This is a genomic window from Pseudomonas inefficax (assembly GCF_900277125.1).
Lineage (GTDB): Bacteria > Pseudomonadota > Gammaproteobacteria > Pseudomonadales > Pseudomonadaceae > Aquipseudomonas > Aquipseudomonas inefficax.
In genome coordinates this window covers 1-26,610 of sequence record NZ_OPYN01000114.1, presented here as the reverse complement: position 1 = coordinate 26,610, position 26,610 = coordinate 1, and the positions used below count along the sequence as shown (strand labels likewise).

Below are 26,610 nucleotides of genomic sequence, written 5' to 3'. Positions count from 1 at the left end.
GAGCCGCTTCGATGCGCCCGGCCTTGCGCTGATGAGCACCGGTGAAAGCGCCCTTCTCATGGCCGAACAGTTCCGACTGGATCAAGTGCTCGGGAATGGCCCCGCAGTTGATGGCAACGAACGGCTGCTCGCTGCGTTGCGACTGGCGGTGCAAAGTACGGGCCACCAGTTCCTTGCCGGTGCCGCTTTCACCGCAGATCAGCACTGGCGACTCAGTAGGCGCCAGCTTGCCCAGCAGCTTGCGCAGATCGCGGATCGGGCGGCTATCGCCGAGCAGCTCGTGGCTCGTTTCATCCACCCTCGCCACCCCTTTGCCGCGCAGGCGCGCCATGCCGAAGGCGCGGCCCAGGGTAACCTGCACGCGGGAAACGTCGAACGGCAAGGTGTGGAAATCGAAGAACCATTCACAAACAAAATCGCCGACCGCCGGCATTCGCAGCTGTTCGGCGCTGAGCACTGCAATCCATTCGGTGTGGCTGCGCTTGATCAAGTCCTTGACCCCGTCGGGGCGCCTAAGGTGCGACGCCTGCAAGCGCAACAGGCCCACATCGCAAGGATGATCCAGCGCGGCACCAAGCATGCAGCTGTGTACATCCCAGCCCGCGCTGCGCAAACCAGGCAACAAACGGTGACAGTCATCGCAGGGGTCGACGATGAGCAAACGGCGTTGGGCGGCAGGCTGCTGCATGACCGATCCTTGGCGCCAGTTTTCGGTTTTTTGAAATAAAACAGCAAGTTGTGGCGCCCGATTAACAGTAGCAACGAAGTTGACGGTTCCCAGTACCGTCTGTCTGCCGAATCAATTTTTTACAATACGTGACGGGAATTTTCGCACTTTATCGACATCACATGGCGGCATGGGCAAGAACGGATTCAACCTTGGCAAATTTTTTTACAACCAATGTGTGACTCGCACCCGGACAACGAGCATCAGTACACATAACCCCGCGCTGCACTTCGCGATAACCGAGGCGACTATGAAGCAACGCGGACTTCACCTGGATGTTTGGGACCATAGAGAGACCGAACCATGAATGCCCCGCTCCGTGTCAACGAAGCACTGCTGATTGCCGACCACGCCTTCGAACCCTTCCAGTGCGTAGCCTGGGATGCACCCAACGGTACTGGTGAACTGAGCCTGGCAGTGATCGACCGGACCAGCACCCGCATCGGCAGCAAGCAGGTGTCTTCGCGCATCTACTCCGACCCGGCCCAGTGGGCCAGCCTGATCGAGGAAGTGCGTGCCGAACTGTGCGAAAAAGGTTACGACCTGCAACCGTGGTCGATGCCGAAATAATATCGGCCGGCAAACCAAGTGCGTGCATCGCCACGCACTTGTACAACTTCCGGGTTGCTGTTCTGGCAACTTTTCTTGTTGCGGCATAGTGCCGCACCGATACTTTCTCAATCCACCAACCTGAACTGTTGCAGGTGCTGGTAATCAGCCTGAAGTTGTTGTGCCAGACGCTGCGCACGCCCCAGGCGCACCGGCGCCAGTTCCATATCCACCAGTAGGGTGGCACACGGCAGCGGCTGAACGGTATTCCAGTACTGCAGGCGACCGTCGGTAAACACCAGGCAGCGTAATGCTTCTTCGGGATGGGCCCGTCGCCGAGCCTGCAACCAGTGCCGAGCCAGCTCCAGCGCCGCGATCAACGGCGTGCCGCCACCAGCCCCCAAGGCTTGCAGCCACGGTTGCAAAGCGGCCGAGGCCTTGAGGCCATGGCGCTGCCACTGCGGCGTGCGCCCGCTGGCGGTAAGCAGGGCCAGCCGGGCACGTTGGCGGTAGGCCTGGTCGAACAGCGCCGCCAGCAGCCCTTTGGTTTGTGCCAGCGCCTGGTGGCGGCGGGTCGAGGCCGATGCATCGACGATTACCAGCCACAGTTCTGCGGGCCTGGCCTGGCGTTGCTGCCAGCACAGGTCCTGGCGCTGGCGTGGCCGGCCCTTGAGCAGGGTCGGCAACCAGGCCACCCGACCGGCCGCAGCACTGTGCGCGCGGCCTCGGCTGGCCCCGTACTGCTTGCCTGCGCCTGCTTTGGCATCCGCCCCTTTGGCAGGTGGCTGGGGGATGCTCAGGGCTTTTTTGCCCAGTTCGGCACCTCGCGGCGGGCGCCGCTGGCTACCGGCTGCGCCGGCATTGCGCCCCAGTCGCCCTGCCCGCCCTGTTCGCCAGGGTTGCCCGCGCCTTGGCGACCGGGTGGTTGCTCAGGCTGCTGCGGCGCCGAAGGCGGGTTGGCCTGGGGCGTAACGCGGCGGCGATGGCGCAAGGCGAACTCGGCCACTGCATCGACATCGGCCTCTTCGATGGCCTCGCCACCACGCCAGGCACAGTGGGCGCGTGCGGCGCGCAGCCAGACCAAGTCGGCGCGCAGGCCGTCGACCCCGGCGGCGTAGCAGCGTTCGGTGATCCAGGCCAGCGCCTGGTCGTCCAGGGCAATATCGGCCAGGGCGTGACGCGCCGCCTGGCAGCGCTCGCGCAATTGTGCCTGGGCCTCGGCCCATTGCGCGCAGAAGGCCTGCGGGTCGCTGTCGAAGGCCAGGCGGCGGCGAATGATCTGCTGACGCGCCTCAGGCTCGGGCAAGCCTTCCAGGGCCACGTTGAGGCCAAAGCGGTCGAGCAACTGCGGGCGCAGTTCGCCCTCCTCCGGGTTCATGGTGCCGATCAGTACGAAGCGGGCACTGTGCCGGTGCGAGATACCGTCGCGCTCGACACGGTTGGTGCCACTGGCCGCCACGTCAAGCAGCAGGTCGACCAGGGTATCGGGCAGCAGGTTGACCTCATCGACATACAGCACGCCGCCATCGGCCTGGGCCAGCACCCCCGGGGAAAACTGCGCCTTGCCCTGCCCCAGTGCGGCATCCAGGTCGAGGGTGCCGACCAAGCGTTCTTCGCTGGCGCCCAGTGGCAGGGTGACGAACGGGCCCTCACCGAGCAGGTCGGCCAAGCCTCGGGCCAGGGTACTCTTGGCCATGCCGCGCGGCCCCTCGATCAGCACGCCGCCAATCTTGGGGTCGATGGCGGTCAGGCACAGCGCCAGTTTCAGGTCGTCGGCACCGACCACGGCTGCCAGTGGAAATTGCACGGGTTCACTCATTTCAAGCCTGTTCCTCGCCGTCGAGCAGTTGTTCCTCGAGGGCTTCGCGGTAGTCGCCCGGCGCCTGCCACAGACCGCGCTGCTGGGCCTCCAGCAAACGCTCGGTAAGGTCGCGCAGGGCCTCGGGGTTGTGCTCGCGCATGAAATCGCGGGTCGCCGGGTCGAGCACGTAGGCATCGGCCAGCGCCTGGTAATGATGGTCGTCGATCAGCTGCGTGGTGGCATCGAAGGCGAACAGGTTGTCGACCGTCGCCGCCATCTCGAAGGCGCCTTTGTAGCCATGGCGCTTGACTCCGTCGATCCACTTCGGGTTCAGCGCCCGGGCGCGGATGACCCGGTTCAGTTCTTCCTTGAGGGTACGGATGCGCGGCCGGTCGGCCTGGCTATGGTCACCGTGGTAACTGGCAACTGCCGCACCGGACAAGGTTTCCGACGCCGCCAACATGCCACCCTGGAACTGGTAGTAGTCGTTGGAATCGAGCAGGTCGTGTTCGTGGTTGTCCTGGTTCTGCAACACCGCCTGCACCTTGGCCAGGCGCTGGGCGAACTGGGCGCGGGCCGGGGTACCGTCGTCGCTGGCGCCGTAGGCATAGCCGCCGTGGTTGAGGTAGACCTCGGCCAGGTCGTCGCGGCTGTGCCACAGGCGCCCGTCGATCGCGTTCTGCACCCCGGCGCCGTAGGCCCCCGGTTTGGCACCGAACACCCGCCAGCCGGCCTGGCGCGCAGCCTGCTCGGCGTCCACGCCCTGCGCCTGCAGCGCAGCCCGTTCGCTGCGCACGCGGGCAGCCAGGGGGTTGAGATCGTCGGGTTCGTCCAGTGCGGCCACCGCCTGCACTGCGGCGTCGAACAGGCGGATGAGGTTGCCGAAGGCATCACGGAAAAAGCCGGAAACGCGCAAGGTCACATCCACCCGCGGGCGGTCGAGCAGGCTGAGGGGCAGGATCTCGAAATCGTCGACCCGCTGGCTGCCGGTGGCCCACACCGGCCGCACGCCCATCAGCGCCATGGCCTGGGCGATGTCGTCACCGCCAGTACGCATGGTTGCCGTGCCCCACACCGAAAGGCCGAGCTGGCGCAGGTGGTCGCCGTGGTCCTGCAGATGGCGCTCCAGGATCAGGTTGGCCGAGGCGAAGCCCAGGCGCCAGGCGGTGGTGGTGGGCAGGTTGCGCACATCCACGGTATAGAAGTTGCGACCGGTGGGCAGCACATCCAGGCGCCCGCGGCTGGGCGCACCACTGGGGCCGGCGGGCACGAAACGCCCGGCCAGCGCCGCCAGCAGGCCATTCATTTCAGCGCTACCGCAGGCGTCCAGGCTGGGGGCCACCCCTTCGCGCAGCGCCTGCACCACATCGTGCACCGGCTGCCATTCGCTCTGGGCTGGTAACTGTATTGTTCCGCCCAGCGCCTGGTCGATTACTTGCAGCGCCAACAGTTCGAGGCGTTCGCGGGTATCGCCACAGGTGCGCCAGGGCTCGCTACTCACGGCCTGCAACAGCTCGGGGCGTGCGCCCTGCCACGGCTGCCCGAGTTCGCAATCGAGCGGGTCGAAACCCGGCACCAGCGCCTTGGCCAAAGCCCGCAGCAGGCTGGCATTGCCGCCGCGACCGTCGCCACGCTCGACCCGCACCAGCGCCAGCAGGGTATCCAGGCGCAGCCGGCCTTCCGGGGACTGGCCGAACACATGCAGGCCATCGCGAATTTGCGACTCTTTCAGGTCGCACAGGTAGGTGTCCAGACGCGGCAGCCACACGGCGGCATCGTCCAGCTGGCCTTCCAGCTGCAGTTCGCGGTCGATGTGGTTGGCCTTGACCAGCTCCAGAATGTCGCGCTGCAACTCGCGCGCGCGCCGCGGGTCGAGCAGCTGTGCTTCGTAGAACTCGTCGGCCAGTTGCTCCAGGTGGCGCAACGGGCCATAGGTTTCGGCACGGGTCAGCGGCGGCATCAGGTGGTCGATGATCACCGCCTGGGTGCGGCGCTTGGCCTGGGCCCCCTCACCCGGGTCGTTGACGATGAACGGGTAGATGTTCGGCAACGGGCCGAGCAAGGCGTCCGGCCAGCACTGCGCCGACAACCCGACGCCCTTGCCGGGCAGCCATTCGAGGTTGCCGTGCTTGCCGACGTGAATCACCGCGTCGGCGGCAAAGGCATGGCGCAGCCAGAAGTGAAACGCCAGGTAGCCGTGCGGCGGCACCAGGTCGGGGTCGTGGTACACCGCGCTGGGGTCCACCTGGTAGCCCCGCGCCGGCTGGATGCCGACGAAGGTCAAGCCAAAGCGCAGGCCGGCCACCATCAGCCGACCACTGCGGTACATCGGGTCCTGCTGCGGCGGCCCCCAGCGCTCCAGCACGGCCTGGCGGTTGGCCTCTGGCAGGCGCTCGAAGGCGGCCTGGTAATCGGCCAGGCTCAGGCTCTGCGCGCAGGGGCGCAGGTCCAGTTGGTCGAGGTCGTTGGTCACGCCACCGAGCAACTGGTGGATCAGTTGCGTGCCACTGCCCGGCAAGTCGGCCAGCGGATAGCCTTGGGCCTGCAGGGCCTGGAGGATGTTCAGCGCGGCCGCTGGCGTATCCAGACCAACGCCGTTGCCAATGCGGCCATCCCGCGTCGGGTAGTTGGCCAGCACCAGGGCCACGCGCTTTTGCGCATTCGGCAGGCGCGCCAGCTCGACCCAGCGGCGAGCCAGCTCGGCGACAAAATCCATGCGCTCGGGGTGCGCGCGGTAACAGACCACGTCGGACTGGCTGCGTTCGCTGCGCCACGCCATGTCCTTGAAACTGACCGGGCGGGTAATGATGCGCCCGTCCAGTTCGGGCAAGGCAATGTGCATGGCCAGGTCACGCGCCCCCAGGCCCTGCTCGCTGGCTTCCCAGCCGGGCTGGTTGTCTTGCGCGCAAATGGCCTGCAGCACCGGGATGTCGCGACGGAACGGGCGCAGGTTGGGACGTTCGGGGCTGGACAGGGCAAAGCCGGTGGTGTTGACCAGCACTTCGGCACCCACCTCGTCCAGCCAGGCTTCGACCTGCTCCAGGCAGGCGCTTTCCTTGAGGCTGGCCACGGCAATCGGCAACGGGTTGAGCCCGGCGGCCTGCAGGCGCTGGCAGAACACGTCGATGAACGCGGTGTTGGCAGCCTGCAGATGCGAGCGGTAGAACAGCAGCGGCGCCACCGGCTGTTCGGGGTGCCACTGCGGGTACCAGTCCTCCAGCGTGGCGCTGCCCTTGGCCGGGTGATACACGGCGGTGCGCGGCAAAGGTTGCGGCTCGTCCCAGGCATAGTCGCGGCCCAGCCACTGGCTGGCCAGGCAGTTGAACAGGTTGATGGCGTTGGCCTTGCCGCCCTGGCGCAGGTAGTGCCAGAGGCGTTCGGCCTGCTCGCCGCTGACATTGCCCAGGCTGGTCAGCTCCGGGTCCGGGCGGTCGTCGCCCGGCACCAGGATCAGCTGCACGCCACGGCCGGCCAGCTCGACCAATTGCTCGACGCCATAGCGCCAGTAGCCGACGCCACCGTGCAGCGACACCAGGATGACCTTGGCATGGCGCAGTACCTGGTCGACATACAGGTCGACCGAGGCATGGTTCTGTACCTGCATCGGGTTGGCCAGGCGCAGGCTGGGGTAATCGTCGGGCAATTGCTCGGCGGTGTCGGCGAGCAATGCCAGGTGCGAATCGCCGCTGCAGAGAATCACCAGCTCGGCGGGCGTCTGGCCGAGGTCGGCAATGCTGTCATCCGGCACGAAGCCGCCGGGCTGGGTCCGCAGCAGGTGCATGGGTCAGGCGCCCAGGGCCTGGCGCAGGCGCGCTTCCAGCTGGGCGGCATCGAGGTCCTGGCCGATCAGCACCAGGCGGGTGATGCGCGGCTCGTCGGCGCGCCAGGCGCGGTCGAAGTGCTTGTCGAAACGGGTACCCACGCCTTGCACCAGCAGGCGCATCGGCTTGCCCGGGATGGCCGCGAAGCCTTTTGCACGCAGGATGCCGAACTCCACCACCAGCTGGGTCAGGGCGTCGAGCAGCAGGCTTTCGTCGGCTTCTGGCAGGTCGATGGAGATGGAGTCGAAGGCGTCGTGGTCATGATCGTCATGGTCATCGCCGTCATGGTGCGAATCGTGGTGGGTATGGCGGCCATCGATGTGCGCTTCGGACTCGGCGCCCACGCCCAGCAGCACCTCCAGCGGCAGCTTGCCGCTGCTGGCTTCGATCACCTTGACCGCCGCCGGCAGCTCTTCGGCCACCTCGGCGCGGACCTTGGCCAGGCCTTCGGCGTCGATCAGGTCGGCCTTGTTCAGCACCACCAGGTCGGCGCTGGCCAGCTGGTCGGCGAACAGTTCGTGCAGCGGCGATTCGTGGTCCAGGTTGGGGTCAAGCTTGCGTTGGGCGTCGACCTGGTCCGGGTAGGCGGCGAAGGTGCCAGCGGCCACGGCCGGGCTGTCGACCACGGTGATCACCGCGTCGACGGTGCAGGCATTGCGGATTTCCGGCCACTGGAAGGCTTGTACCAGCGGTTTGGGCAGGGCCAGGCCGCTGGTTTCGATGAGGATATGGTCCAGATCGCCACGGCGTGCCACCAGTTCGCGCATCACCGGGAAGAACTCTTCCTGCACGGTGCAGCACAGGCAGCCGTTGGCCAGCTCGTAGACGCGGCCGCTGGCTTCTTCTTCGGTGCAACCGATGCTGCACTGCTTGAGGATTTCGCCATCGATGCCCAGCTCGCCGAACTCGTTGACGATCACCGCAATGCGGCGGCCCTGGGCGTTGTCGAGCATGTGGCGCAGCAAGGTAGTCTTGCCCGAGCCGAGGAAGCCGGTGACGATGGTGACGGGGAGCTTGGCCAGTGTTTTCATGTCGCATTGCCCTTGGCAGATTGGCGCGGGCATGCAGGACGACAGCCGCGGGCCATGCCGGCCGGGCTTGTTCGCCACCGGATCACCCCGCCCGGTTGAAAGTCGAAAACGTGACGAGGCAGGTCTCCTGGCTCGCACCGTTCCATGTGCCCGCTGGTGCAGCAGGCTGGCGGGATGACGCCTTCCCGCGCGCGCGCAGTGGCTGTGTCGATCCGTTGTCGGTGCTTACAGTTGCGGGGGCAGCCGCGGCTTGTACCGCGTTCCCGTCTTAGCTTCGGCCTGGCCGAAGAACCTCGAAGTGGCAAGGCTACGCAGTGGCTGGCGGGTGGTCAACCATTGCTGTCGGGCTGGCCGACAACAAGGGGCGCAACTGCGTTACAGTGGTGGCTTTGAGCAGCGAGGCCCACCGGTGAAAACCCTGAACAAGCGCGATATGGCACGCCTGGAGCGTGAACTGGTGGTTTGCCTGACCGAAGCCTGCGAAACCGCCAAGGCCGAGATCGTCGGTTTCAGCTGGCTTACCCACCGTCTCGCTCCCGAGGATTTTCCGGCCAGCCTGCGAATAACCTGGGTGTTCGAGCGAGAGGCAGACAAGGCCGCCGCCGTGGCGGGCGACGCGAAGGTGCGCATGCTGGCGCTGACGGGCCTTGCACTAGAGCAGGCTGGCATTCAGCTGGATCATCCGGCCTGGCATGTGCGGTTTGACAGTGAAGAGGCCTGCCAGCAGACCCACGGCGGCGACTGGGCCAGGCGCTTGATGGGGCGCTGAACCAGGGGCATGCGCGGCCCTGGCTCTTGTAGGAGCGGCCTTGTGTCGCGATAGGGCTGCGAAGCAGCCCCAGCAATTTGTGCGGCTTTGCTGAAACCCTGGGGCTGCTTCGCAGCCCTATCGCGACACAAGGCCGCTCCTACAGGGGCCGCGGCGCACTCGTGGAATCTGCTTTCCCGCGACAACGATGCCTCTTTCCGCTAGGCTACGCATTCCCCTGTCATGAGGTGTTCGTCCAATGCGCCATTGATGCCGCCGTCCCTTCGACGGCCAGTCTTCAGGCTCCGGTTCGCTCCGGAGATGTCGCGGCATTTGTGGAGTTGTGCATGACGAACACGTCGATCCTGACGCTGGACAGCGTCTCCTTGGCCTTGCCTGACGGCAGGCTGTTATTTACCGACCTCAGCGAAACCTTCGACCAACGCCGCACCGGCCTGGTCGGGCGCAACGGTGTGGGCAAGAGCCTGCTCGGGCAGATACTTGCCGGCCAGCGCGAACCCAGCAGCGGCCAGTGTCGGCGCCTTGGGCGCATCCATCTTCTGAACCAGCAGGTGATCGAGCACAGCGCAACGGTCGCCGACCTGGCCCAGGTAGGCACGGTGCTCGCTGCGCTGGAGCGCATCGAGCAAGGCAGCGTCGCAGCCAGTGACTTCGACACCGTTGGCGAACGCTGGGATATCCGCGAGCAATTGCAGGGGCACCTGCAACGCCACGGCCTGGGCCAGCTCGACTGGCAGCAGCCCGCCCACAGCCTGAGCGGTGGCCAGGCCATGCGCGTGGCGCTGGTCGGCGCCTGGCTCAGCGAAGCGGACTACCTGATCCTCGACGAACCAAGCAATCACCTGGACAGCAACGCCCGCGCCCAACTGCTGAGCATGATCGAAGCCTGGGACCGGGGCTTGCTGGTGATCAGCCATGATCGCAGCCTGCTCGCGCACATGACACGCATCGTCGAATTGTCCAGCCTGGGCTTGCAGGCCTATGGCGGCAACTACAGTTTCTATTCGGCTCAGAAAGCCAGCCAGACGGCGCTGGCCCAACAGCAACTTGCCCGGCTGAAACAGCAGCAGCAACGCCAGGCGCGCGAACTGCAGCGCCAGCGCGAAGACCTGGAACGTCATCAAGCCCGCGCCGGGCGCAACGCCAGGCACGCCAACCAGGCCAAGATCCTGGTCGACCGCCAGCAGGAGCGCAGCCAGGCCACTGCGGGCAAGCAGCGCCGCGACCATCGCGACGCCCGGCAGGCGCTGCAGGGCAAAGTGCGTGACGCCGCCCGCGAAGTCGAACAGGACAGCGCCATTACCTTGCATGCACCCACGCCGCAGCGTAATCCGGGCCGCGAAGTGCTGGCCTTGCAGGCGCTGCACCTGCCTCGCGGCACGCGCAAACCACTGAACCTGCGCTTGTGCCTGGGCCAGCGGGTGGGCCTGGTCGGCGCCAATGGCAGTGGCAAGTCCACCTTGCTCAGGCTGATGAACGGTGAGTTGCCAGCACCGCCCGACAGCCTGCGCCTCAGTGGTGAAACCGCCCTGCTCGACCAGCACTGCAGCGCGCTACCAGGCCACACTAGCGTGCTCGACCACCTGCGCCAGGCAAACCCGACACTGGCCCAGAGCGACTTGCGCAGCCGCCTGGCGCAACTGGGCCTGGATGCGGCCCGCATCGAACTGCCCAGCGGCCTGCTAAGCGGTGGTGAGCGGATGAAAGCAGCACTGGCCGCCGTGCTATACCGCGAACAGCCGCTCGACCTGTTGCTGCTGGACGAACCCGGCAACCACCTGGACCTGCCGTCGCTGGCCGCACTGGAACACATGCTCGGGCAGTTTCGCGGGGCGCTGGTGGTGGCGTCCCACGACCAGGTACTGCTCGACCAACTGGCGCTGGACGAGTACCTGCACCTGTAGAAGCCGCAATGAATGCATTGCAGGCTATCAATTCGTGACTGGCCGTTCCCGATCTGCCACGGATGTATTATGGTGGCGTGGTGCGCATATAACAGCAGCCCGAGCAATCGGGCACTTGCAAGACAATGAGGGTGTCATGAGCAACGAAAGCATTAATTGGGACAAGCTCGGTTTCGACTACATCAAGACCGACAAACGCTACCTGTCCGTATGGCGCAATGGCGAGTGGGACAAAGGCACCCTGACCGAAGACAACGTACTGCACATCAGTGAAGGCTCCACGGCCCTGCACTACGGCCAGCAGTGCTTCGAAGGCCTCAAGGCCTACCGTTGCAAGGACGGTTCGATCAACCTGTTCCGCCCGGACCAGAACGCCGCCCGCATGCAGCGCAGCTGCGCCCGCCTGCTGATGCCGCAGGTGCCGACCGATGTGTTCATCGAGGCGTGCAAGCAAGTGGTCAAGGCCAACGAGAAGTTCGTGCCACCGCACGGTAAAGGCGCCCTCTACCTGCGTCCGTTCGTGATCGGCACCGGTGACAACATTGGCGTGCGCACCGCCCCCGAGTTCATTTTCTCGATCTTCGCGATCCCGGTTGGCTCGTACTTCAAGGGCGGCATGAAGCCGCACAACTTCCAGATCTCCAGCTTCGACCGCGCGGCCCCACAAGGCACCGGCGCGGCCAAGGTCGGTGGCAACTACGCCGCCAGCCTGCAACCGGGCGCAGAAGCGAAGAAGGCCAACTTCGCCGACGCCATCTACCTCGACCCGCTGACCCACACCAAGATCGAGGAAGTCGGTTCGGCCAACTTCTTCGGCATCACCGCCAACAACGAGTTCGTCACCCCGAAATCGGCTTCGGTGCTGCCAGGTATCACCCGTCTGTCGCTGATGGAACTGGCGCAATCGCGCCTGGGCCTGACCGTGATCGAAGGCGATGTGGAGATCAACAAGCTGGACCGCTTCATCGAAGCCGGCGCCTGCGGTACCGCTGCGGTGATCACCCCGATCGGCGGCATCGAGTACAACGGCAAGCTGCATGTATTCCACGACCTGGAAAAGGTCGGTCCGGTTACTCAGAAGCTCTACAACGAGCTGACCGGTATCCAGAGCGGTGATGTGGAAGCACCGGCTGGCTGGATCGTCAAGGTCGCCTGAGGCGCTTTAGCGGTTTGAAGAACGGGGCATGCCAGCGATGGCATGCCCCGTTTTTTTTCGGCTGACCCGGTTAACTTCGGATGGCACCGGCTGCGCCGGTGTTCGCGGCTAAAGCCGCTCCCACAGGTACAGCGCATGCCTGAAACCAGCGCCGTCCCTGTAGGAGCGGCCTTGTGTCGCGAAAGGGCTGCGAAGCGGCCCCAGGATGTCCGCACAATGCACAAATCGAGGTACGGCGCAGGCAGGTAGTTCTCACGCAAGGCGACGCTGCATCAACAGGTGCCGGGCCTTGTCGAAAGCCCAGTTGTACAGCACGGTGTAGGGCAGGATGATCACGAAGAAGCCCAGCTCCACCATGAACGCCTGCAGCAACGAAATCTCCAGCATCCACGCCGCCACCGGCAGGCACCACACCACCAGCCCGGCTTCGAAGCCCAGGCCGTGCACGAAGCGTGCGCCGGCCGTCCAGTGGATGCGCTCGACCCGCACGTAGCGATCGACCAGCGCGTTGTAGACCATGTTCCACAACATGGCGATCACCGACAGGGTCACCGCCAGCGCCCCCGCCGTCGCCAGCGACTTGCCCATGATCCAGGACAACAGCGGCGCACAAAGCAGCACGGCGAACACTTCATAACCGACGGCATGAACCAGGCGTTCGGTGAAAGACACGTTTTTCATTGCAAATTCCATCCATTGCGTGAGTCGTGCTTCCCATTTTCTTTGATAGAACTGATACTCGCGACATAGCTACCATCGGTTTTATCAATACCATGCGATATTCACCCGAAGCTCTGGTCGCCTTTGTCGAAGCTGCATCGCTGGGTTCGTTTTCCGCTGCGGCGCGCAAGTTGCGCAAAAGCCAGTCCACCATCAGCATCGCCATCGCCAATTTCGAGGCCGATGTAGGTTGCCCGTTGTTCGAGCGTGGCGGCCGTCATCCCACCCTGAACGAGGCTGGGCGGCAGGTGCTGAGCCATGTGGAGGCGATTCTCGATGCCAGTGCACAACTCGATGCCCTGGCGGTAAGGCTGGCGGAAAACGTCGAGGCACTGGTCTCGGTAGTGATGTCGGACAGCTACAGCGTTACCTTCCAGGGCGCGGTGATGGCCCGCTTTGCCCAGCACTACCCGCATACCGAGTTGCGCTGCGGCCCGTCGGAAGATGCCGATGTGATCGAGCTGATCCAGCAGGGCCTGGCACATATCGGCATTCTTGCCACCCAGCCCAGCTACCCCGCTGACGTTGCCGTGGCACGCTTGCCCGAGCAGGCAGAGTTTGCGGTGTACGTGGCCAGCGGGCATTCGTTGGCGGCTTTGCCCCAGGTGCAGACGCAGCACCTGGAGAACGTCCGGCAGCTGTATATCAAGACCTATGCCCCTAGCTTGCATCACGGTCGTGGCCAGGCCTGGTCAGCACCGGACTACCTCACCCTGCTGGAGTTCGCCGTGCGCGGGTTTGGCTGGGCCGAACTGCCCAGGGCATTGGTGGCTCGGTTTGGCAGTGGGCTGGTGGAGCTGCAGGTGGCCGGGTACCCGCGACGGGTTGACATGGATGTGGCCTGGTCGAGCCGGCGCGCGCTGGGGCCGGCGGGGCAGTGGCTGGTGCGACAGATGTTGGGGCAATAGGCCTTTATCGCCTGCAAGACCCTGGGGCTGCTGTGCAGCCCGTCGCGACGCAAGGCCGCTCCTACAGGGCACTAAAGCGAAAAATCCTACAACGTTTTAGGAAGCCCATCGCTCCCCCGCGAAGGTGTTCCTCGCTAGTGTTTTGGCCGTTGCGTCAAATCACTGGAAAAGGAACTCCTGATGAGCATCAGCAAAGCCATCCACATCGCCATGCAGGAAGAGATCCCCAACACGTACGGCACCTGCAATGCCTGCGAACGCTCCGGCCTGCCGATTCTGCTGCTGCGCGAGGCCTACGCCCCACGCCCGGATACGGGGCGCCCGTATCGCCTGGCAGACGATAGCGAAATCATCTTCCACCCAATGCACACCGACCAGTTGCGCCTCCTGCGCCAGGGTTATGTCTACGTACTGCTCGATCAGGAAATCTGGCAGGCCTACGAGGTAGCGGCGGAAGGCACCTTGCAGCGCTTTCCGGTATCGCAGATGCCCTTGGGGCCACCCAGGTCGTTACCCAAGGTATGCGCCACCGAAGGCCACGATGTGATCGCCTCGTTCATCAACATCGATACCCTGCTCTACCGCAAGGCCTGGATCGCCTTCGCCAACGACCCCTGGCCCCGTGCGGTACTCGACCGCTATCGGCAAGGCATCGCCGACAGTGACCCGGGCACCCTCGCCCGCTTCGTCGAAGTGGACCTGAACACCGCACGCAACGACCCTGCCAGCCTCGGCATCGCCATGACCGACAGCTTCCGCTTCGGCCTGGAGCAGGTGCTGGAGTTCTCTACCTTTTCCTCTGCCAGGTTTACCAGCGCTCATGGCTTTTACAGCCGCCTGGGCCGCTGGCATGAAACTCGCACCCATGTGCGCAATGTCATCCAGCAGGAACAACTGCCCAATGGCCTGCTGGCGCTGACGCTGCCCGACCCGGTCGGCATGGTCATGGAGCTCAACGCGCAGCGCACTGGCTGGGTGCAAGCCCTGCAGGAATGGCGGGCGCAGCCGCAGCGGCACTTCGAATACTTCACCTCGCAAGCGCTACTGGGCATCCGCGAACTGCACGCGGCCATGGCGGCCGCGCAGGGTGCCGAGGACGCGCAGCGGGAAGCCAGGCAGGTCGAGCAGTGGAACGACAGCCCGATCGCGGCCAAGGCGTATCTGCCGCAGGTGGACATCGACGCGCAGACCGCACGCAACACCGCGCGCAAACAGCAAGAAGCGCGCGAGCGGCTGGAAGAGCGTTACGACGAAAGCGCCCGCGCCGCGTTCCAGGCCGATTACGACCGCGAACTGAAAAACTGGCAGTCGATGATCGACCAGGTTGGCGATCTGTATGCGCGCCACTATGCCAAACGGGCGTTTCAGCAGATCGGCTACCACGACTATGACGCGACCTCCCCTGTTTCGGTGGAGTACTTCATCCAGATGATGGCCGCCTGCCTGGCCGGCGGGCCCACTGAAACCCTGCCTCAGGAGGGTCAGCCGCTCGGGATCACCCAGCATATCTGGCAGCAGCTGCTGGAAGACGAGCGCAGCCTGCTTTACAAGGCGCTACTGGCCAAGAACCAAAAGCTGATGCAGCAGGTGACCAGCGCGCTGGCCGGGGACGACTTCGGCAAGGTGTACGACATCATCAAGGGCATCGCCGGCACCGCCGATGGCCAGCTGTTGATGATCAAGCCGATACAGGATGCCGTTGGCCAGTTGCTGGCCGCGACCAACAGCGCAGGGAATGCGCTCAACCAGCACCTGAGTGAACGGACCAAGACCCTGATCGGCGATGTGCATCGCTCGGCGTTTACCCTGTTCGCCGGGCAGAAGGTGACGCCGCTGCGGGTGTCGCTGACAGTGGGCGAGTACATGAGTTTGCTCAATGAAGCCCTGGAGGCGCGGACCGATGCGTTTCTGCAGCAGGTAGACAAGCAGTTCCGTGATCCCCTGGGCCGCAAGGTGCGAGCCATGGTGCTGAGTGGCGCGATTAATATCGCGGCAGCGGGTAACCGTAGCCAGATGGTCGAGGTGATGCTCTGGACGCTGGAAAGCGCCGAGAGTTTGCAGGCGCGGTTGGTGTAGTTGCGCGAGGGTGCAGCCGGCGGCGTCGGGGCGCTGGTACGCAATGTTGCGATTGGTGCGGGTACGCTGCGTGCGCAGGTTACGGGTGGTTTGAAGATCAGTTCTACAGCAGCGCAAAGCGTGGCAAGCGATGCGATGCGCAGCCTGCGGGATGCTGCAGCGAGTAGCGGGAGCGTGAAGCTGCTGCTTGCCTTGGGGGGTATATGGTTCCAGCAGGATAGCCTGGGCAAGAACTATCGGGCGTTGCAAGAGACGCATCAGAATAATCCGGAGGCGCTTGCGGCGATCTGGTCTTCTTCGCTTGGGTTGTTGGGTGCCAGCGTCGAAGCAGCGGGACTGGTTGTTGCGCTTGTGCGTCCGAAGATACCGTGGCCGGGGACGGTGACAACAATCTCATTGGGAACCGGTATTGCCAGATTCGGCGCGGGGATTTCTGCGCTTGCTGGTGTCATGGATGCGGCTCAGTACAGGTATGCAAACCTTAGATCCGAGAGAGTAGGAGATGGCTCTGCAGCTCGCCTCTACCGGTTCGCAAGTGCCACTTCATTCGGGGCCGCAGCATTTGGCGTCTGGGCCGCATTTGGCTCCAGCGCTTTACTTGGCCCGATAGGCATAAGCATCACCTTGGGCATAGCAGCCTATCTGCTTGCAACTTCAGCCAAGCACAAAGAATCATCAGCAACGCAGATTTGGGCCAGAAATGCCCGGTGGGGGTTACCGGAATCACATCGCCAATGGGTGACCAACACCGATATGGACGCGGCCATTGCCGCTCTCAATGCGTCCCTCCTCGGTTTGGAGGCGGAGGTCTCGATTCAAATCCAATTCGAAATCAATCACTCCATCGACAAAGAAAATGCGTCAACGATATTTACCAGTGATAGTAATGCGGTCCCGGCAAGCGTCGGCCTGATTTTCTTTGTTCGCATTCCAAACTTCAATCAGCACCTATCGCATTACGAGTGGAGCTTAAGCCTGTACCACGGACCTAGAGGTAGTGAATTAGCTGTACTGTCCGCAGACAGTTCGTCGCCGTTGGAACTGCAAGCTCAAGACAGAGCGACCAATAAGCTCTTCTCAAGAACACCCGAGCAGCCATTCACAAAGGTCGACCCAATGACTAAAGCCCTCACCATTCAAGGAACGCTGCCATTGTCCGACCACCACACCATCCAGGCAATAGAATTCACCCTAAACTTCTGGCCTGACAAAGATGACAAAACAACACTCGCTCAGGTTGTATTAATAGAGAATGAGATACGCACCAACAAGGGCAAAAAAAAATGAGCCGCCCAAGACTGATCCCACCCTGCACTGGCTGGCAAGAAGACTTGCCATCGCCCTTCGATGCACCGATTCTAGAACCTGGCTTGGCTCCCCATACGCCGAACTTTCAAGATGATATTTACCTCGAGATTTCTCGCTCAGCAATGGCGTATCGTGGGATCGTTTCGATATTGGCACTTATCTTTCTGATTTCGATACTGGTTGACCTTCCTTGGGTGATCAGGCATACAAACCCAACGGACATCGAGAGTGTTCTTCAGGAAATTATCATGCTCTCATTGTCAGCATGGTGCACCGTTGTCCTGTTCCGGGCAGATCTCTCAGCGCCCCGAGACCTGCCCATTCGCTTCAACCGGGCCCGTAATAAAATCTACGCCTACAACTTCAAGCATCAATGGTGGAACCCCTTCGACAAGGGCAAAGTCGTACCGGTCAGTTACGACTGGTTCCAAGTCCGCGCCGAGCGCTGGTCCCAGACCGGCGCACTGCCAAACGGTGGGTTAATTTTCAAATGGGGTGTCACACTCTCCATCGTTGCCCCAGGCACAAACAATGTCATCGACCGTTTTCCTCTGGTCACGATGGGCGCCAATGAGCATGCCTGGGCCTACATCTGCACCTACATGCAGGAAGGCCCCTCAGCCCTGCCGCCACCAGGCGAACCCAAAGACCACAACGATGTGCTCTGGTGTGAGTTCGCCCTGCGTTTGGCACCCAAGGTAAACTGGCCGTCCGATATGGATCTGGAATCGAGAACAGCTCCCTGAAGCGATACGAGCGGCTCAATCCCCCGTCGGCACGTCCACCACCTTCCAGCTGTCATCCGGATCGAAGCGTTTCATTTCCTTGGCCAGCTTGTCGCCGTGCGGCCCGAGATCTTTCTCGAACACCTCGCCGTCATGGCTGATCATGAAGCTCATCACCCCGGTGTCGTCGTACTTGGCCGGCCAGGCAACCATGGCGAAGCCGCGGCTCATCTGGTTACCGATCAGGTAGCTGTAGGCACCGCCGGGGGCGGATGGGCCCTGTGCGTCGAGGATACGGAAGTGGTAGCCATACCAGGCGTCGCCGACCATGTCCTGGCCGAACAGCGGGCCCAGCGGGCTGACCTGGCCATCGCCGTCGTCGTCCCAGTACAACCCGTCATGCTTGCCGGGCTCGCTGAATATCTTCTGCGCGTACTCCAGCGCACCGTTGCCGTTGTGGTCCTGGGTGGCGTAGTCCATCTGCGCATCGTGGTAGGCCAGCATCGATTGCATGGCACCCAGTTCGTTACGGCCAATACGCCGGGCACGGATTTCGGCGCTGCCGGCCTTGAGGTCGAAACGCCAACCCTCGCCGCCTTTGGTCAAAGGTATGGGCAACGTCCAGTGATCACTGCCCACCGCGAGAATGGCCTTGTTTGCCCCCGACATGTCGATGCTGTGCTGCGCCCGATACTGCTCCAAGAAGGTGTCAACGTCACTGCGTTGCACACCGCCGCGCGGTATGTAGGTACGCCAGTCATCGCCCAGCAATCGGGCCAGGCGGGCTTCATCAGGTTTCTCTTCGCCCAGCGCCGCAACAAAGGACTCCACCGCCTTCTCCGGTGTCGGGAAGACTTCTTGCGCAGCGGCCAGGGTTGACCAGGCCATACCGGCTGCGATTACCAGTGCCGCTATCGATTGACGGTTCATCGGCGGCCCCCTCCCCCGCGGCGTGCGGGCGCACTGGGCCGGGAAATCTGGTGCCCGGCGGCACGCGATGCGCTCGGGCGCTGGGCGAACGACTGGCTGGTGCGACCACGACTAGCCTGCGCACTGGTGCGCGAGGGTGAACGCACGCCGTCAAAAGCATTGTTACGCGCCCGGCCGGCGGTATTGGAAGGCCGATTTTGCGCCAGCTGCCGCCCTTGGCCTTCGCCCTGCCTGCGCTGGTTCACCTGGTTGTTATGCTGCCGAACCTGGGTGTTGCGGGTTTCCTGTCGGCGTTCGGTTGCCCTCGGGTTGTCGCTACGGGGCTGCATGCGGTTGCCGATCGAATTGCCCGTCTGCGCCTCGCGCATCTGCTGGCGTGCCTGGCGGTTGCTGGTGGCTGGCCGTTCGATGCCAGCCCGGTCCATCGACGCCCTGGCCTTGTCCCGCGCCTGGGCGCGCTGGGCGTCGTCACCGCGGAAGGCAGTACGCTGGGTAGCGCCGTCCAGTTGGCGACCGTACTGCTGGCGGCTGCGGGAGTCGCGGTACGGTACGCCGTCGCGGTTGGCGGCGTTGTGTTGCCATTTGTTCTGATTGTTGGTGATGCGGTTGTTGGCGTTGATGTTGTTGTAGCGGTTGACGTCGATGTCGATATCGTTGTTGCCCCAGTCACAGTCACCCCACAGCGAGGCAACGATCGCCACGCCGGTACCGAAGGCCAGGCCTGCCACCAGCGCGGAACCGGGGTAGTACATGGGCGGTGGCGGGTAGTATGCCGGCGGCGAAGCCGGGTAGGCCCAGGTGCCGTAAGTGGTGGTCGGGTTATAGCTGGGCACGTACACCACTTGGGGGTCGGCCGGCTCGATGATGATGGTGGTGGGCGGGCTGCTGGCCGTAACCACCTGGGTGCTGCTACCGCTGGAGGCCGGTGCCGGTGCCGGGGCGGTCTGCACGGTCACGTTCTGGTACTGGTTGCTCTGCAGGTTACCAGCGGCCTGGGCCTGGTGACGCAGGCGCTGCACGCCGCCCATGACATCGTCAGGCTGCGCGAGGAAGGCGTCGCCCAGACGCTGCACCCAGACCGGGTCCTGCCCCAGGGTTGCCAGCACCTGCGGGAAGGCCACCAGCGCTTGTACGCTTGGGTCCCATGGCTGGTTCCCCACCTTCTTGACGGCATCGTCGCCGGTGGCCTTGGGGTTGGCCTTGGACCAGGTCACCGCTTCGCTCACTTGCCCCGGATAGGTGGAGGCCATCAATACCTGTGCCAACAGCGCATCGGGGTACAGCGCAATGGGCGCAAGCATCTGGTCCAGTTGCTCCTGGGTGAACACCGGGTCCTTGGCCGCGACCGTGTCGGCTTGTGGTGCCGGGTCGGGGGCCGGTACGTCCTCTGCCAGCACCGGGCCAGGCGCGGCATTCAGATACAGGATTACCAACAGGACCGCTGTAAATGGGATGCGCATCGCTTCTCTCCATGAGATCAGATCGCGTGGGTTAAGGGTAGCAATGACGCTGCTTTTGACCAGATGCGAGTGCGCGAAATTTTCGCGTTCCAAGGGTGGGCTGAGATCTGTAATTCACTGTACCGGCCCTTTCGCGGGCACGCCCGCTCCCGCAGGTACTCCACAATATTCAAACCCGTGTTGAACCCATCGATAGTCACTATCGAGAATGGCAATTTCTGCCGAACGACATGGCCGAATAACCTAGCTCCATCGACTCGCCGCCCACCACCCGGCCCCTTGGAGCTACCTGATGAACACCTTGGCCCGCCTGCTGTCCGCTACCCTTGCCGTTATTGCCATCGCCATCATCAGCGGCTGTGCCAGCCACCCCGAACTGCGCCCCTACACCGCCGAAGAAACCCGTCAACTGCAACTGGAAGCCTTGCAACGCCGTGGCCTGTCGCTGGACGACTACGAGCAGCAACGGCGGGTAATCCAGCGTGCCGACAACCTGCCAGTGGTGACCGAAGCTGCCGACGCCGACCGTTCGACCAAAGGCTGAGTGGGCCAGCCAGCGGTTCCCTCCCGTTAACTGCACAGGTATGCTCTACCGCTCAATCGCAAGCCTTCCAGGACGGAGACCATGACCAGGCCCCTTCTGTTGCTGAGTGCTGCACTGCTGTTCAGCCCCGTGCTACTGGCCCAACAGATCAAACGCGAACTGGGCGGCTTCGACTTCACGCTCGGCACCACACCCTCACGCAGCATGGCCCAAGGGCTGATATCCCCCAGCGCCATCGGTGCGTTCCACGGCGGCCTCGACTTCAGCCACCCCAACGGTTGGTACCTCGGCCAGTACGCCCCGAGCATGGGCGTGACGCCCGACTCCACCCTGCGGCTGGACAGTTACCTGGGCTACAAGCACCAGTTCGACAGCAGCCTGGGCTACGAGGTGGGGTTGATCCACTATAGTCAGCCAAACATCGCTGGCCCTGACAGCTATGCCCTGTACGGTGGCGTTTCGGTGCTGGGCAGCCGTTTCGGTGGGGCGCTACGCGACAACCCCGACAACCGCACCGGCACGCTGTTCGCCGACTTCGGCCAACTGCCGCTGTTTGAGGTCGACCTGAGCGTCAAGCTAGCCCATCACCGCCTGGGTACACCATTCACCATTGATGGTGGCAGCCAGGTGCATGCCTTTTCCGATTGGTCGCTGGAGCTCTCCCGCCCCTGGCTCGGCATCGACCTGAACCTGATCTACAGCAACTCCAACCTCAGTGGTGGCGGGTGTGATGCGTATTCGGGCATCAACACCTATTGCGACAGCATGGTCACGCTCAAGGCGCAACGCAGTTTCTTTTAACGCCGCGGCGCCAGCGCCAGGGCGATACCGCCCAACACCACCACGCACGCCACCAGCAAGCGCAACGACAATGGCTCGCCGATCAGGCCAACCCCGCCCAACGCTGCAATCACCGGGACGCCAAGCTGCATGGTCGCCGCCTGCTGCGCGCTGATTTGCCTGACCACGCTGTACCACACGGCATAGCCCGCACCCGAGGCCAGCACACCGGAACCCAGCGCATACAGCAAGCCAAGCGGGCTCAGGTGCAAGCCGGCCCCCATCAACAGCACCGGTGCCAGCAGCACCAGGCACGGCAGGCTCCGGGCGAAATTGCCAGCGGTGTCGGCCAGCGGCCGGGGTGAGCCTTTGCCCAGCAGCGTGTACACGCCCCAGGCCACGCCGGACAGTGCCATCAACAAGGCGCTGGCAAAGGGGGGCGCCGCGGTACCGGGCAGCAGCAGCACCAGCAGGCCGGCAAAGGCGATCAACATGCCCAGCAGCATCCGCGCGGTGACAGGTTCGCCTTTGTACCAGGCGAAGCCGAACATGGTGATCTGCACCGCGCCGAACAGCAGCAAGGCACCCGCGCCTGCGCCCAGCTGCAGGTACGCCGCAGAAAACAGGAATGCATAGAGGAACAGCGCCAGGCCGCCGCGCCAGCTGCCCCCCATCGCAAGCGCGGGTTTGCGCAGGCGGATCAACAGCAGCAGCAATAGTGCACCACTTGCCAGCCGCACCACGGTGAAGGATGCCGGGTCGATGGCCCCATCCTTCAGCGCGAGCCGACAGAACACCGAGTTGGCAGCGAAGGCCACCAGGCTGAAAAGTGCAGGCCAGACCCAGGCCCGGGCCTTGCGGTCGGTGAGCGTGGTGGTGCCGGTGCTCATGGTGTGGTCACCTCTGAGATCAATGGTTGCCATGCTGCTAGGGCGAGCAACGATATACAACATAGTGTTTATCCGACGCCACCACTGAATCGCCCGGACCTATACCGCTGCCAACGCCTCGATCTCCACCAGCATGCCGTCCAGCGCCAGCCGGGGTACCGGTATCAGCGTACAGGTTGGTTTCATGCATGGGCCCCAGGCCTTGTCAGCCTCGGCTACCCACTCACGCAGGCGCGTTTCGGAATGCTCGGCGATCAGCAGGGTCAGCTTGAACACCTGGGCCAGGCTGGCGCCTTTCGACGCCAGGGCAATCTCCAGGTTGGCCAGCGCCTGGCGTGCCTGCTCGGCGAACAGCGGCGACAGCCGCCCGTTGCGATCCTCCCCGCCCTGGCCGGCGATGAACAGCAGGCGGCTGTCGGCACGAACCTCGGCGACATGGGAATAGGCATTGCCGCTGGGGTCGTACAGGCCCTCGGGATTGCTCAGCTGGAACGCGGTTGAATGGCTCACGATAAGCCCTCGATCAGTTGGAAGAGGGACGGAGTATCGAACCTTGAGTCAACTTGAGGTCAAGCGCGGTTTTCAGGGGCGGGCTTGCCCGCGAAGCAGGCGCCCGGTGTAAGACGTTTCGCACAGCGCGCTGGCTTCCTTGAACCACGCGTCTGTATGCGCAATGGCCGCCAGGCGATAGATTGCAAGGCCCCGGCATGGAGGCCTGCATGCAACAAGGAAAACACCATGAGCAAACATCAATTTCTACTCGCCTACACCATCAAGCCACGCGATCCGGACGCGGATGAGTACGATGCGGCGCAGGCACGCCAGCATTTGCGCGAGAACATCGGGCTGGATACCGTCGAACACATCGAAACCACCCTTTTGGGGCAGGTCCAGCTAGACAGCGTCACACCTGTTGGCCGGGCCAACGAGGCCGAACGGTGGATCCGCGATTTAATCCACGCGGAGCTCAAGCGCCTGCGTGTGCTGACGAGTGTAAAATTCTATGGCTGCCTGATGGTCGACGGCCTGGGGTCGGCGATCCGTTTCAGCATCGTCTAGGGTAAGGGCCGGCACCAGGCGCCCCCGCGCCTGATGCCGCGCACTGTCATTTTTCCTCCAGTACCGCCCTGCCCTTCACCGCCCGGGGCCCACGCCAGGCCCAGAACAGCAAGCCTGGGAATGGCGCGTAGACCACGAAGACGATCCACAGCATCTTGCGCTCGGCGCGCCGGTCACTGCCGATGATGTGCCAGATGGCCCAGATTTCCAGCAGGATCACAAAGGCCGCGATGATGATCCAGATCGTTCCGATTTCCATGAGCGCTCTCCCATTTGGCATGTAATGGGTTGGGTTGCAGAGGCTGCCGAGGGTTCAGATTGATTTGGCTGATCGAACGGCACCAAGGCATGCGCGAACCTGTGGGAGCGGCCTTGTGTCGCGAAAGGGCTGCGCAGCAGCCCCGGCAATTCATTCGGTGACGATTGAATCCTGGGGCCGCTGCGCGCCCCTTTCGCGACACAAGGCCGCTCCCACAGGTTGCGCACATGATGTGCCATCTCACTGAACGAAACGCCAGGGATTTAATCAATGCCGAGGTGCAGTCTCCAGCGCCGCCTTCAACGCCGGCGCGTCGGCAAATGCCCGCTGGCTCACCAGCTTGCCCTGCTCCAGTTGCAACCACTGCACCTGGCCATCCTGCCCGGGATAACGGCTGGCCACCCGCCCGTCGCGGTCGAGCAGCACCCGGTAGTTGTAATCGCGCATGGCGGGGATGGCGAACAGCTTGCTGATCAGTGCCGGCATGCGCTGGATGTCGGCAACGAACACCGCATTGCGCGCTTCCAGGTACCCCTCGGGCAGGTCGGCCAGCGCCGCCTTCACCAGCTTGGCACCATTCATGTCACGCGCCACCAGCAGGATCTGCGTACCGGCGTCGAGGCTGTAGGCCTGGTCGTGCTGGTCGAGCAGCGTCCACGGGGCGAGCCTGTCGCCCGGTTCCAGGGCATTGGCCAGCAATGGCATCAGGCATAGCAACAGGGCAGTGGCGTACTTCATCAAGGTATCCTCAGTGACGGGCGCATCAGCATAGCGGCAACGGGCCAGGCCAGACAGGTTGTCTGAACACGACCTGGAACACGACACGGCCACCCGGGAGATTGTCTTTCCCCCGGCCACCCGCCACACTCTCGAGGCCAGCCAGGAAGCGGAGTCCAGAGTGCCCACGCCACGCCAGTTCAGCAAGAAGACCAGTACCAGCAACATGCTGCGGCTGAAGTCCACCAGCGCCAATGCCCAAGCCCCCTATCGGGTCGATTTCGTATTGCTCGAACACTTTTCGATGGCCAGCTTCACGGTGGCCATGGATGTGCTGGTCACAGCCAACCTGCTGCGCGCCGACAGCTTCCGGTTCACCCCGCTGTCGCTGGATGGCGACCGCGTGCTCAGCGACCTGGGGCTGGAACTGGTGGCCACCGAGTTGTCCGCCGAGGCGCTGAAGGAACTGGACCTGCTGGTGATCTGCGGCGGCCTGCGCACGCCATTGAAGTACCCCGAGCTTGACCGCCTGCTGGGCGATTGCGCGGCCCACGGCATGGCCCTGGGCGGGTTGTGGAACGGCGCGTGGTTCCTCGGCCGCGCCGGGGTGCTGGACGACTATGGCTGCAGTATCCACCCCGAACAGCGCGCCAGCCTGTCCGAGCGCAGCCCGCAGACGCGGATTACCCCGGCCAGCTTCACCCTCGACCGCGACCGCCTCAGCGCTGCCAGCCCCAATGGCGCCATGGAGCTGATGCTTGGCCTTGTGCGCCGGCTGTATGGCGACGGCCTGGCCGAGGGCGTCGAGGAAATCCTGTCGTTCTCCGGTGCCCGCTACCGCCAGGTCGGCCCGGGCGCGAAGAAGTCCATGAGCCTGCACTTGCGCACCATCGTCGAGCTGATGGAGAACAACCTCGAGGAAACCCTCAGCCTCGACCAGCTGGCGGCCTACAGCGGGCGCTCGCGCCGGCAGATCGACCGCCTGTTCCAGGCCCAGCTGGGCACCTCGCCACGGCGTTACTACATGGAGCTGCGCATCACCAAGAGCCGCCGGCTGTTGCAGTATTCCGACCTGTCGGTGATGGAGGTGGCAGTGGCCTGCGGGTTTGTTTCGGTGTCGCACTTCAGCAAGTGCTATGCGGCCTACTTTGGCTACCCGCCGTCGCGTGAGCAGCGGTTGGGCGAGTGAGCATCAAGGCTTAATTATGTGTTACCTGGGCTGGACTCTTCGCGGGTAGACCCGCTCCCACAGGTACTGTGCAAATCTTTGGGACAGCGGTGATCCTGTGGGAGCGGGTTTACCCGCGAAGAGGCCGGCCCAGGCAATGGAAAACGTTCAGGGACGGCGCTCGATCTGGATATACCGCAACACCGCATCACAGATCATGGCCTTGTGACGCGCCTTGACCTGCTCATCGGACAGGTCGATCTGGAAGATCTCGCCAAAGGTGTGGCGGTTCGAAACCCGGTAGAAACAGAACGAGCTCATCAGCATGTGCAGGTCGATGACCTCGATGCCGGCGCGGAACACACCTTCCTGCACCCCACGGCGCAAGGTATTGCCCAAGGCCTCGAGCACCAGGCTGCTCATTTCGCGAATCGCCGGCGACTGCTTGACGTACTCGCCGTAGTGGATGTTTTCGGTGCAGATGATCCGCACGAAATCGACGTTGCGGTCGTGGTGATCGAAGGTGAACTCCACCAGCCGGCGGATCGCCTGCTCGGCCGGCAGCGACTCCAGGTCCAGGCTTTGCTCGGTCTTGCGGATATCGCCGTACAGCTTGATCAGGCACTCGCAGTACAGCTGCTCCTTGCTGCCAAAGTAGTAGTAGATCATGCGCTTGGAAGTGGCGGTGCGCTCGGCAATGGCGTCGACGCGGGCACCGGCCAGCCCTTGCTGGACGAACTCGTTGATGGCGGCCTGGAGGATGTCCTCGCGCGTTTTCTCGGGGTTGTTCTTGCGCGTCTTGCGCCCCCCTTCGGTTTCAGGCTGGCCGAGGCTGACTACGGAATCACTCATACCCACTCACAGGCTGTTTATTGGAATGGGGGGATTATCCGCGAGCGCAGCCATGCAGGGAAGCGCGCTGTTGGTCGGGTAGCCATCACCCACCGCTACCGGCCACCTGCAAACGGCGCCTGCCCAGCCAGGCGCCCGGTCAGTCGCGCTGGGCGGTCTTGCGCTCCAGCGACGGCGTCAGGTGCAGCACGCGGTTGCGCCCGCCTTCGGCCAGCAGATAGCCGCCCTTGCCATCGGCGACAATCGACTGGGGCGCCTTGAGGAACGACAGCACGGTCTGTCTCGAGCCATCGGCATCGATGCGCAGCAGCCGGGCTCGGTGGGTGTTGTCTTCGCTGATCCACAGGCCGCGCTGGTCGCAGAACAGGAACGTCGGGTTGCGCAGGCCATCGACCACCCCCGGGTCCCGGCCATCGTCGGACAGCGAGCGGACCTTGCCGTAGGCCTTTTCGGTAT

25 protein-coding genes, 1 pseudogene and 1 riboswitch are annotated in these 26,610 nt (G+C 63.7%); of the genes and pseudogenes, 12 read left to right on the top strand and 14 right to left on the bottom strand.

The window, feature by feature from the left end:
- A partial coding sequence (locus tag JV551A3_RS14255) for a sigma-54-dependent transcriptional regulator (protein WP_133978821.1) occupies positions 1–688 on the bottom strand: 688 nt, incomplete at its 3' end.
- A gap of 342 nt (positions 689–1,030) precedes the next feature.
- Between JV551A3_RS14255 and JV551A3_RS14250 the strand changes: the two genes are divergently transcribed.
- Positions 1,031–1,297, top strand: coding sequence for a hypothetical protein (locus JV551A3_RS14250; protein ID WP_013972506.1), 267 nt, complete (start codon positions 1,031–1,033; stop codon positions 1,295–1,297).
- Positions 1,298–1,404: 107 nt separating this feature from the next.
- On the opposite strand, the gene JV551A3_RS14245 is transcribed toward JV551A3_RS14250, so the two are convergent.
- From JV551A3_RS14245 to cobW, 4 genes are all read right to left on the bottom strand, one after another.
- The gene (locus JV551A3_RS14245) at positions 1,405–1,971 is read right to left on the bottom strand and encodes a vWA domain-containing protein (RefSeq protein WP_133972060.1); all 567 of its coding nucleotides are present in this window, start codon (positions 1,969–1,971) and stop codon (positions 1,405–1,407) included.
- Positions 1,972–2,072: 101 nt separating this feature from the next.
- Positions 2,073–3,095, bottom strand: a complete 1,023-nt coding sequence (locus JV551A3_RS14240) for an ATP-binding protein (RefSeq protein WP_133972058.1) — start codon at positions 3,093–3,095, stop codon at positions 2,073–2,075.
- Between the two features lies 1 nt (position 3,096).
- Complete coding sequence (gene cobN, locus JV551A3_RS14235) at positions 3,097–6,858, bottom strand: cobaltochelatase subunit CobN (RefSeq protein WP_133972056.1); 3,762 nt, start codon at positions 6,856–6,858, stop codon at positions 3,097–3,099.
- 3 nt (positions 6,859–6,861) lie between these two features.
- Positions 6,862–7,929, bottom strand: coding sequence for a cobalamin biosynthesis protein CobW (cobW, locus tag JV551A3_RS14230; RefSeq protein ID WP_133972054.1), 1,068 nt, complete (start codon positions 7,927–7,929; stop codon positions 6,862–6,864).
- Between the two features lie 100 nt (positions 7,930–8,029).
- A riboswitch (cobalamin riboswitch) is annotated at positions 8,030–8,240 on the bottom strand.
- 98 nt (positions 8,241–8,338) lie between these two features.
- Here cobW and JV551A3_RS14225 point away from each other — a divergent pair.
- The 3 genes from JV551A3_RS14225 (at position 8,339) to JV551A3_RS14210 (ending at position 11,758) form a co-directional block, all read left to right on the top strand.
- Positions 8,339–8,698 carry a hypothetical protein gene (locus JV551A3_RS14225; protein ID WP_133972568.1) on the top strand — a complete coding sequence of 120 codons (360 nt, stop codon included), beginning with the start codon at positions 8,339–8,341 and terminating at the stop codon, positions 8,696–8,698.
- A 326-nt stretch (positions 8,699–9,024) separates the two neighbouring features.
- A complete protein-coding gene (locus JV551A3_RS14215; RefSeq protein WP_133972050.1) occupies positions 9,025–10,602 on the top strand; it encodes an ATP-binding cassette domain-containing protein in 1,578 nt (525 codons plus the stop codon).
- A gap of 136 nt (positions 10,603–10,738) precedes the next feature.
- Positions 10,739–11,758: a branched-chain amino acid aminotransferase gene (locus JV551A3_RS14210; protein WP_013972500.1), complete on the top strand. Its 1,020-nt coding sequence runs from the start codon at positions 10,739–10,741 to the stop codon at positions 11,756–11,758.
- Positions 11,759–12,010: 252 nt separating this feature from the next.
- Here JV551A3_RS14210 and JV551A3_RS14205 read toward each other — a convergent pair whose 3' ends face one another.
- Positions 12,011–12,439: a multidrug/biocide efflux PACE transporter gene (locus tag JV551A3_RS14205; RefSeq protein WP_133972048.1), complete on the bottom strand. Its 429-nt coding sequence runs from the start codon at positions 12,437–12,439 to the stop codon at positions 12,011–12,013.
- A gap of 92 nt (positions 12,440–12,531) precedes the next feature.
- On the opposite strand from JV551A3_RS14205, the gene JV551A3_RS14200 reads away from it, so the two are divergent.
- The 4 genes from JV551A3_RS14200 (at position 12,532) to JV551A3_RS30975 (ending at position 17,516) form a co-directional block, all read left to right on the top strand.
- Positions 12,532–13,386 (top strand): LysR family transcriptional regulator, encoded by an 855-nt coding sequence (locus JV551A3_RS14200; protein WP_133972046.1) that lies wholly within the window; start codon positions 12,532–12,534, stop codon positions 13,384–13,386.
- 180 nt (positions 13,387–13,566) lie between these two features.
- Positions 13,567–15,462 carry a T6SS effector BTH_I2691 family protein gene (locus JV551A3_RS30830; RefSeq protein ID WP_205125946.1) on the top strand — a complete coding sequence of 632 codons (1,896 nt, stop codon included), beginning with the start codon at positions 13,567–13,569 and terminating at the stop codon, positions 15,460–15,462.
- On the top strand, positions 15,463–16,749 hold the full coding sequence (locus JV551A3_RS30825) for a hypothetical protein (RefSeq protein WP_177421287.1): 1,287 nt from the start codon (positions 15,463–15,465) through the stop codon (positions 16,747–16,749). It begins immediately after the preceding gene.
- Positions 16,746–17,516, top strand: coding sequence for a DUF6708 domain-containing protein (locus JV551A3_RS30975; RefSeq protein WP_235874574.1), 771 nt, complete (start codon positions 16,746–16,748; stop codon positions 17,514–17,516). The genes JV551A3_RS30825 and JV551A3_RS30975 overlap by 4 nt, the downstream gene beginning before the upstream one ends.
- Positions 17,517–17,531: 15 nt before the next feature.
- Here the strand turns inward: JV551A3_RS30975 and JV551A3_RS14185 are convergent, their stop codons facing one another.
- Both JV551A3_RS14185 and JV551A3_RS14180 read right to left on the bottom strand, forming a co-directional pair.
- Positions 17,532–18,425, bottom strand: coding sequence for a DUF2950 domain-containing protein (locus JV551A3_RS14185; protein ID WP_133972043.1), 894 nt, complete (start codon positions 18,423–18,425; stop codon positions 17,532–17,534).
- Positions 18,422–19,885, bottom strand: a complete 1,464-nt coding sequence (locus tag JV551A3_RS14180) for a DUF3300 domain-containing protein (protein ID WP_133972042.1) — start codon at positions 19,883–19,885, stop codon at positions 18,422–18,424. Before JV551A3_RS14180 ends, JV551A3_RS14185 begins: the two co-directional genes overlap by 4 nt.
- A gap of 292 nt (positions 19,886–20,177) precedes the next feature.
- Here JV551A3_RS14180 and JV551A3_RS14175 point away from each other — a divergent pair, with 292 nt between their 5' ends.
- The gene (locus JV551A3_RS14175) at positions 20,178–20,429 is read left to right on the top strand and encodes a hypothetical protein (protein ID WP_133972040.1); all 252 of its coding nucleotides are present in this window, start codon (positions 20,178–20,180) and stop codon (positions 20,427–20,429) included.
- 81 nt (positions 20,430–20,510) lie between these two features.
- Complete coding sequence (locus JV551A3_RS14170) at positions 20,511–21,230, top strand: TorF family putative porin (RefSeq protein WP_112252957.1); 720 nt, start codon at positions 20,511–20,513, stop codon at positions 21,228–21,230.
- Here the strand turns inward: JV551A3_RS14170 and JV551A3_RS14165 are convergent.
- On the bottom strand, positions 21,227–22,099 hold the full coding sequence (locus JV551A3_RS14165; RefSeq protein WP_133972038.1) for a DMT family transporter: 873 nt from the start codon (positions 22,097–22,099) through the stop codon (positions 21,227–21,229). The two genes, JV551A3_RS14170 and JV551A3_RS14165, sit on opposite strands and share 4 nt — an antisense overlap.
- A gap of 99 nt (positions 22,100–22,198) precedes the next feature.
- A complete protein-coding gene (locus tag JV551A3_RS14160; RefSeq protein ID WP_133972036.1) occupies positions 22,199–22,609 on the bottom strand; it encodes a RidA family protein in 411 nt (136 codons plus the stop codon).
- 228 nt (positions 22,610–22,837) lie between these two features.
- Between JV551A3_RS14160 and JV551A3_RS14155 the strand changes: the two genes are divergently transcribed.
- Positions 22,838–23,158: a hypothetical protein gene (locus tag JV551A3_RS14155; RefSeq protein ID WP_112252960.1), complete on the top strand. Its 321-nt coding sequence runs from the start codon at positions 22,838–22,840 to the stop codon at positions 23,156–23,158.
- Positions 23,159–23,204: 46 nt separating this feature from the next.
- Here the strand turns inward: JV551A3_RS14155 and JV551A3_RS14150 are convergent, their stop codons facing one another.
- Positions 23,205–23,417 (bottom strand): PLDc N-terminal domain-containing protein, encoded by a 213-nt coding sequence (locus tag JV551A3_RS14150; protein WP_112252961.1) that lies wholly within the window; start codon positions 23,415–23,417, stop codon positions 23,205–23,207.
- Between the two features lie 267 nt (positions 23,418–23,684).
- Entirely contained in the window at positions 23,685–24,155 is a 471-nt protein-coding gene (locus JV551A3_RS14145) for an FAD/FMN-containing dehydrogenase (RefSeq protein ID WP_133972032.1), read from the bottom strand.
- 160 nt (positions 24,156–24,315) lie between these two features.
- On the opposite strand from JV551A3_RS14145, the gene JV551A3_RS14140 reads away from it, so the two are divergent.
- Complete coding sequence (locus tag JV551A3_RS14140; RefSeq protein WP_112252524.1) at positions 24,316–25,323, top strand: GlxA family transcriptional regulator; 1,008 nt, start codon at positions 24,316–24,318, stop codon at positions 25,321–25,323.
- Positions 25,324–25,470: 147 nt separating this feature from the next.
- On the opposite strand, the gene JV551A3_RS14135 is transcribed toward JV551A3_RS14140, so the two are convergent.
- Complete coding sequence (locus tag JV551A3_RS14135; protein ID WP_133972030.1) at positions 25,471–26,154, bottom strand: TetR/AcrR family transcriptional regulator; 684 nt, start codon at positions 26,152–26,154, stop codon at positions 25,471–25,473.
- 139 nt (positions 26,155–26,293) lie between these two features.
- A pseudogene (locus tag JV551A3_RS14130) lies at positions 26,294–26,610 on the bottom strand (hypothetical protein); the annotation flags it as partial.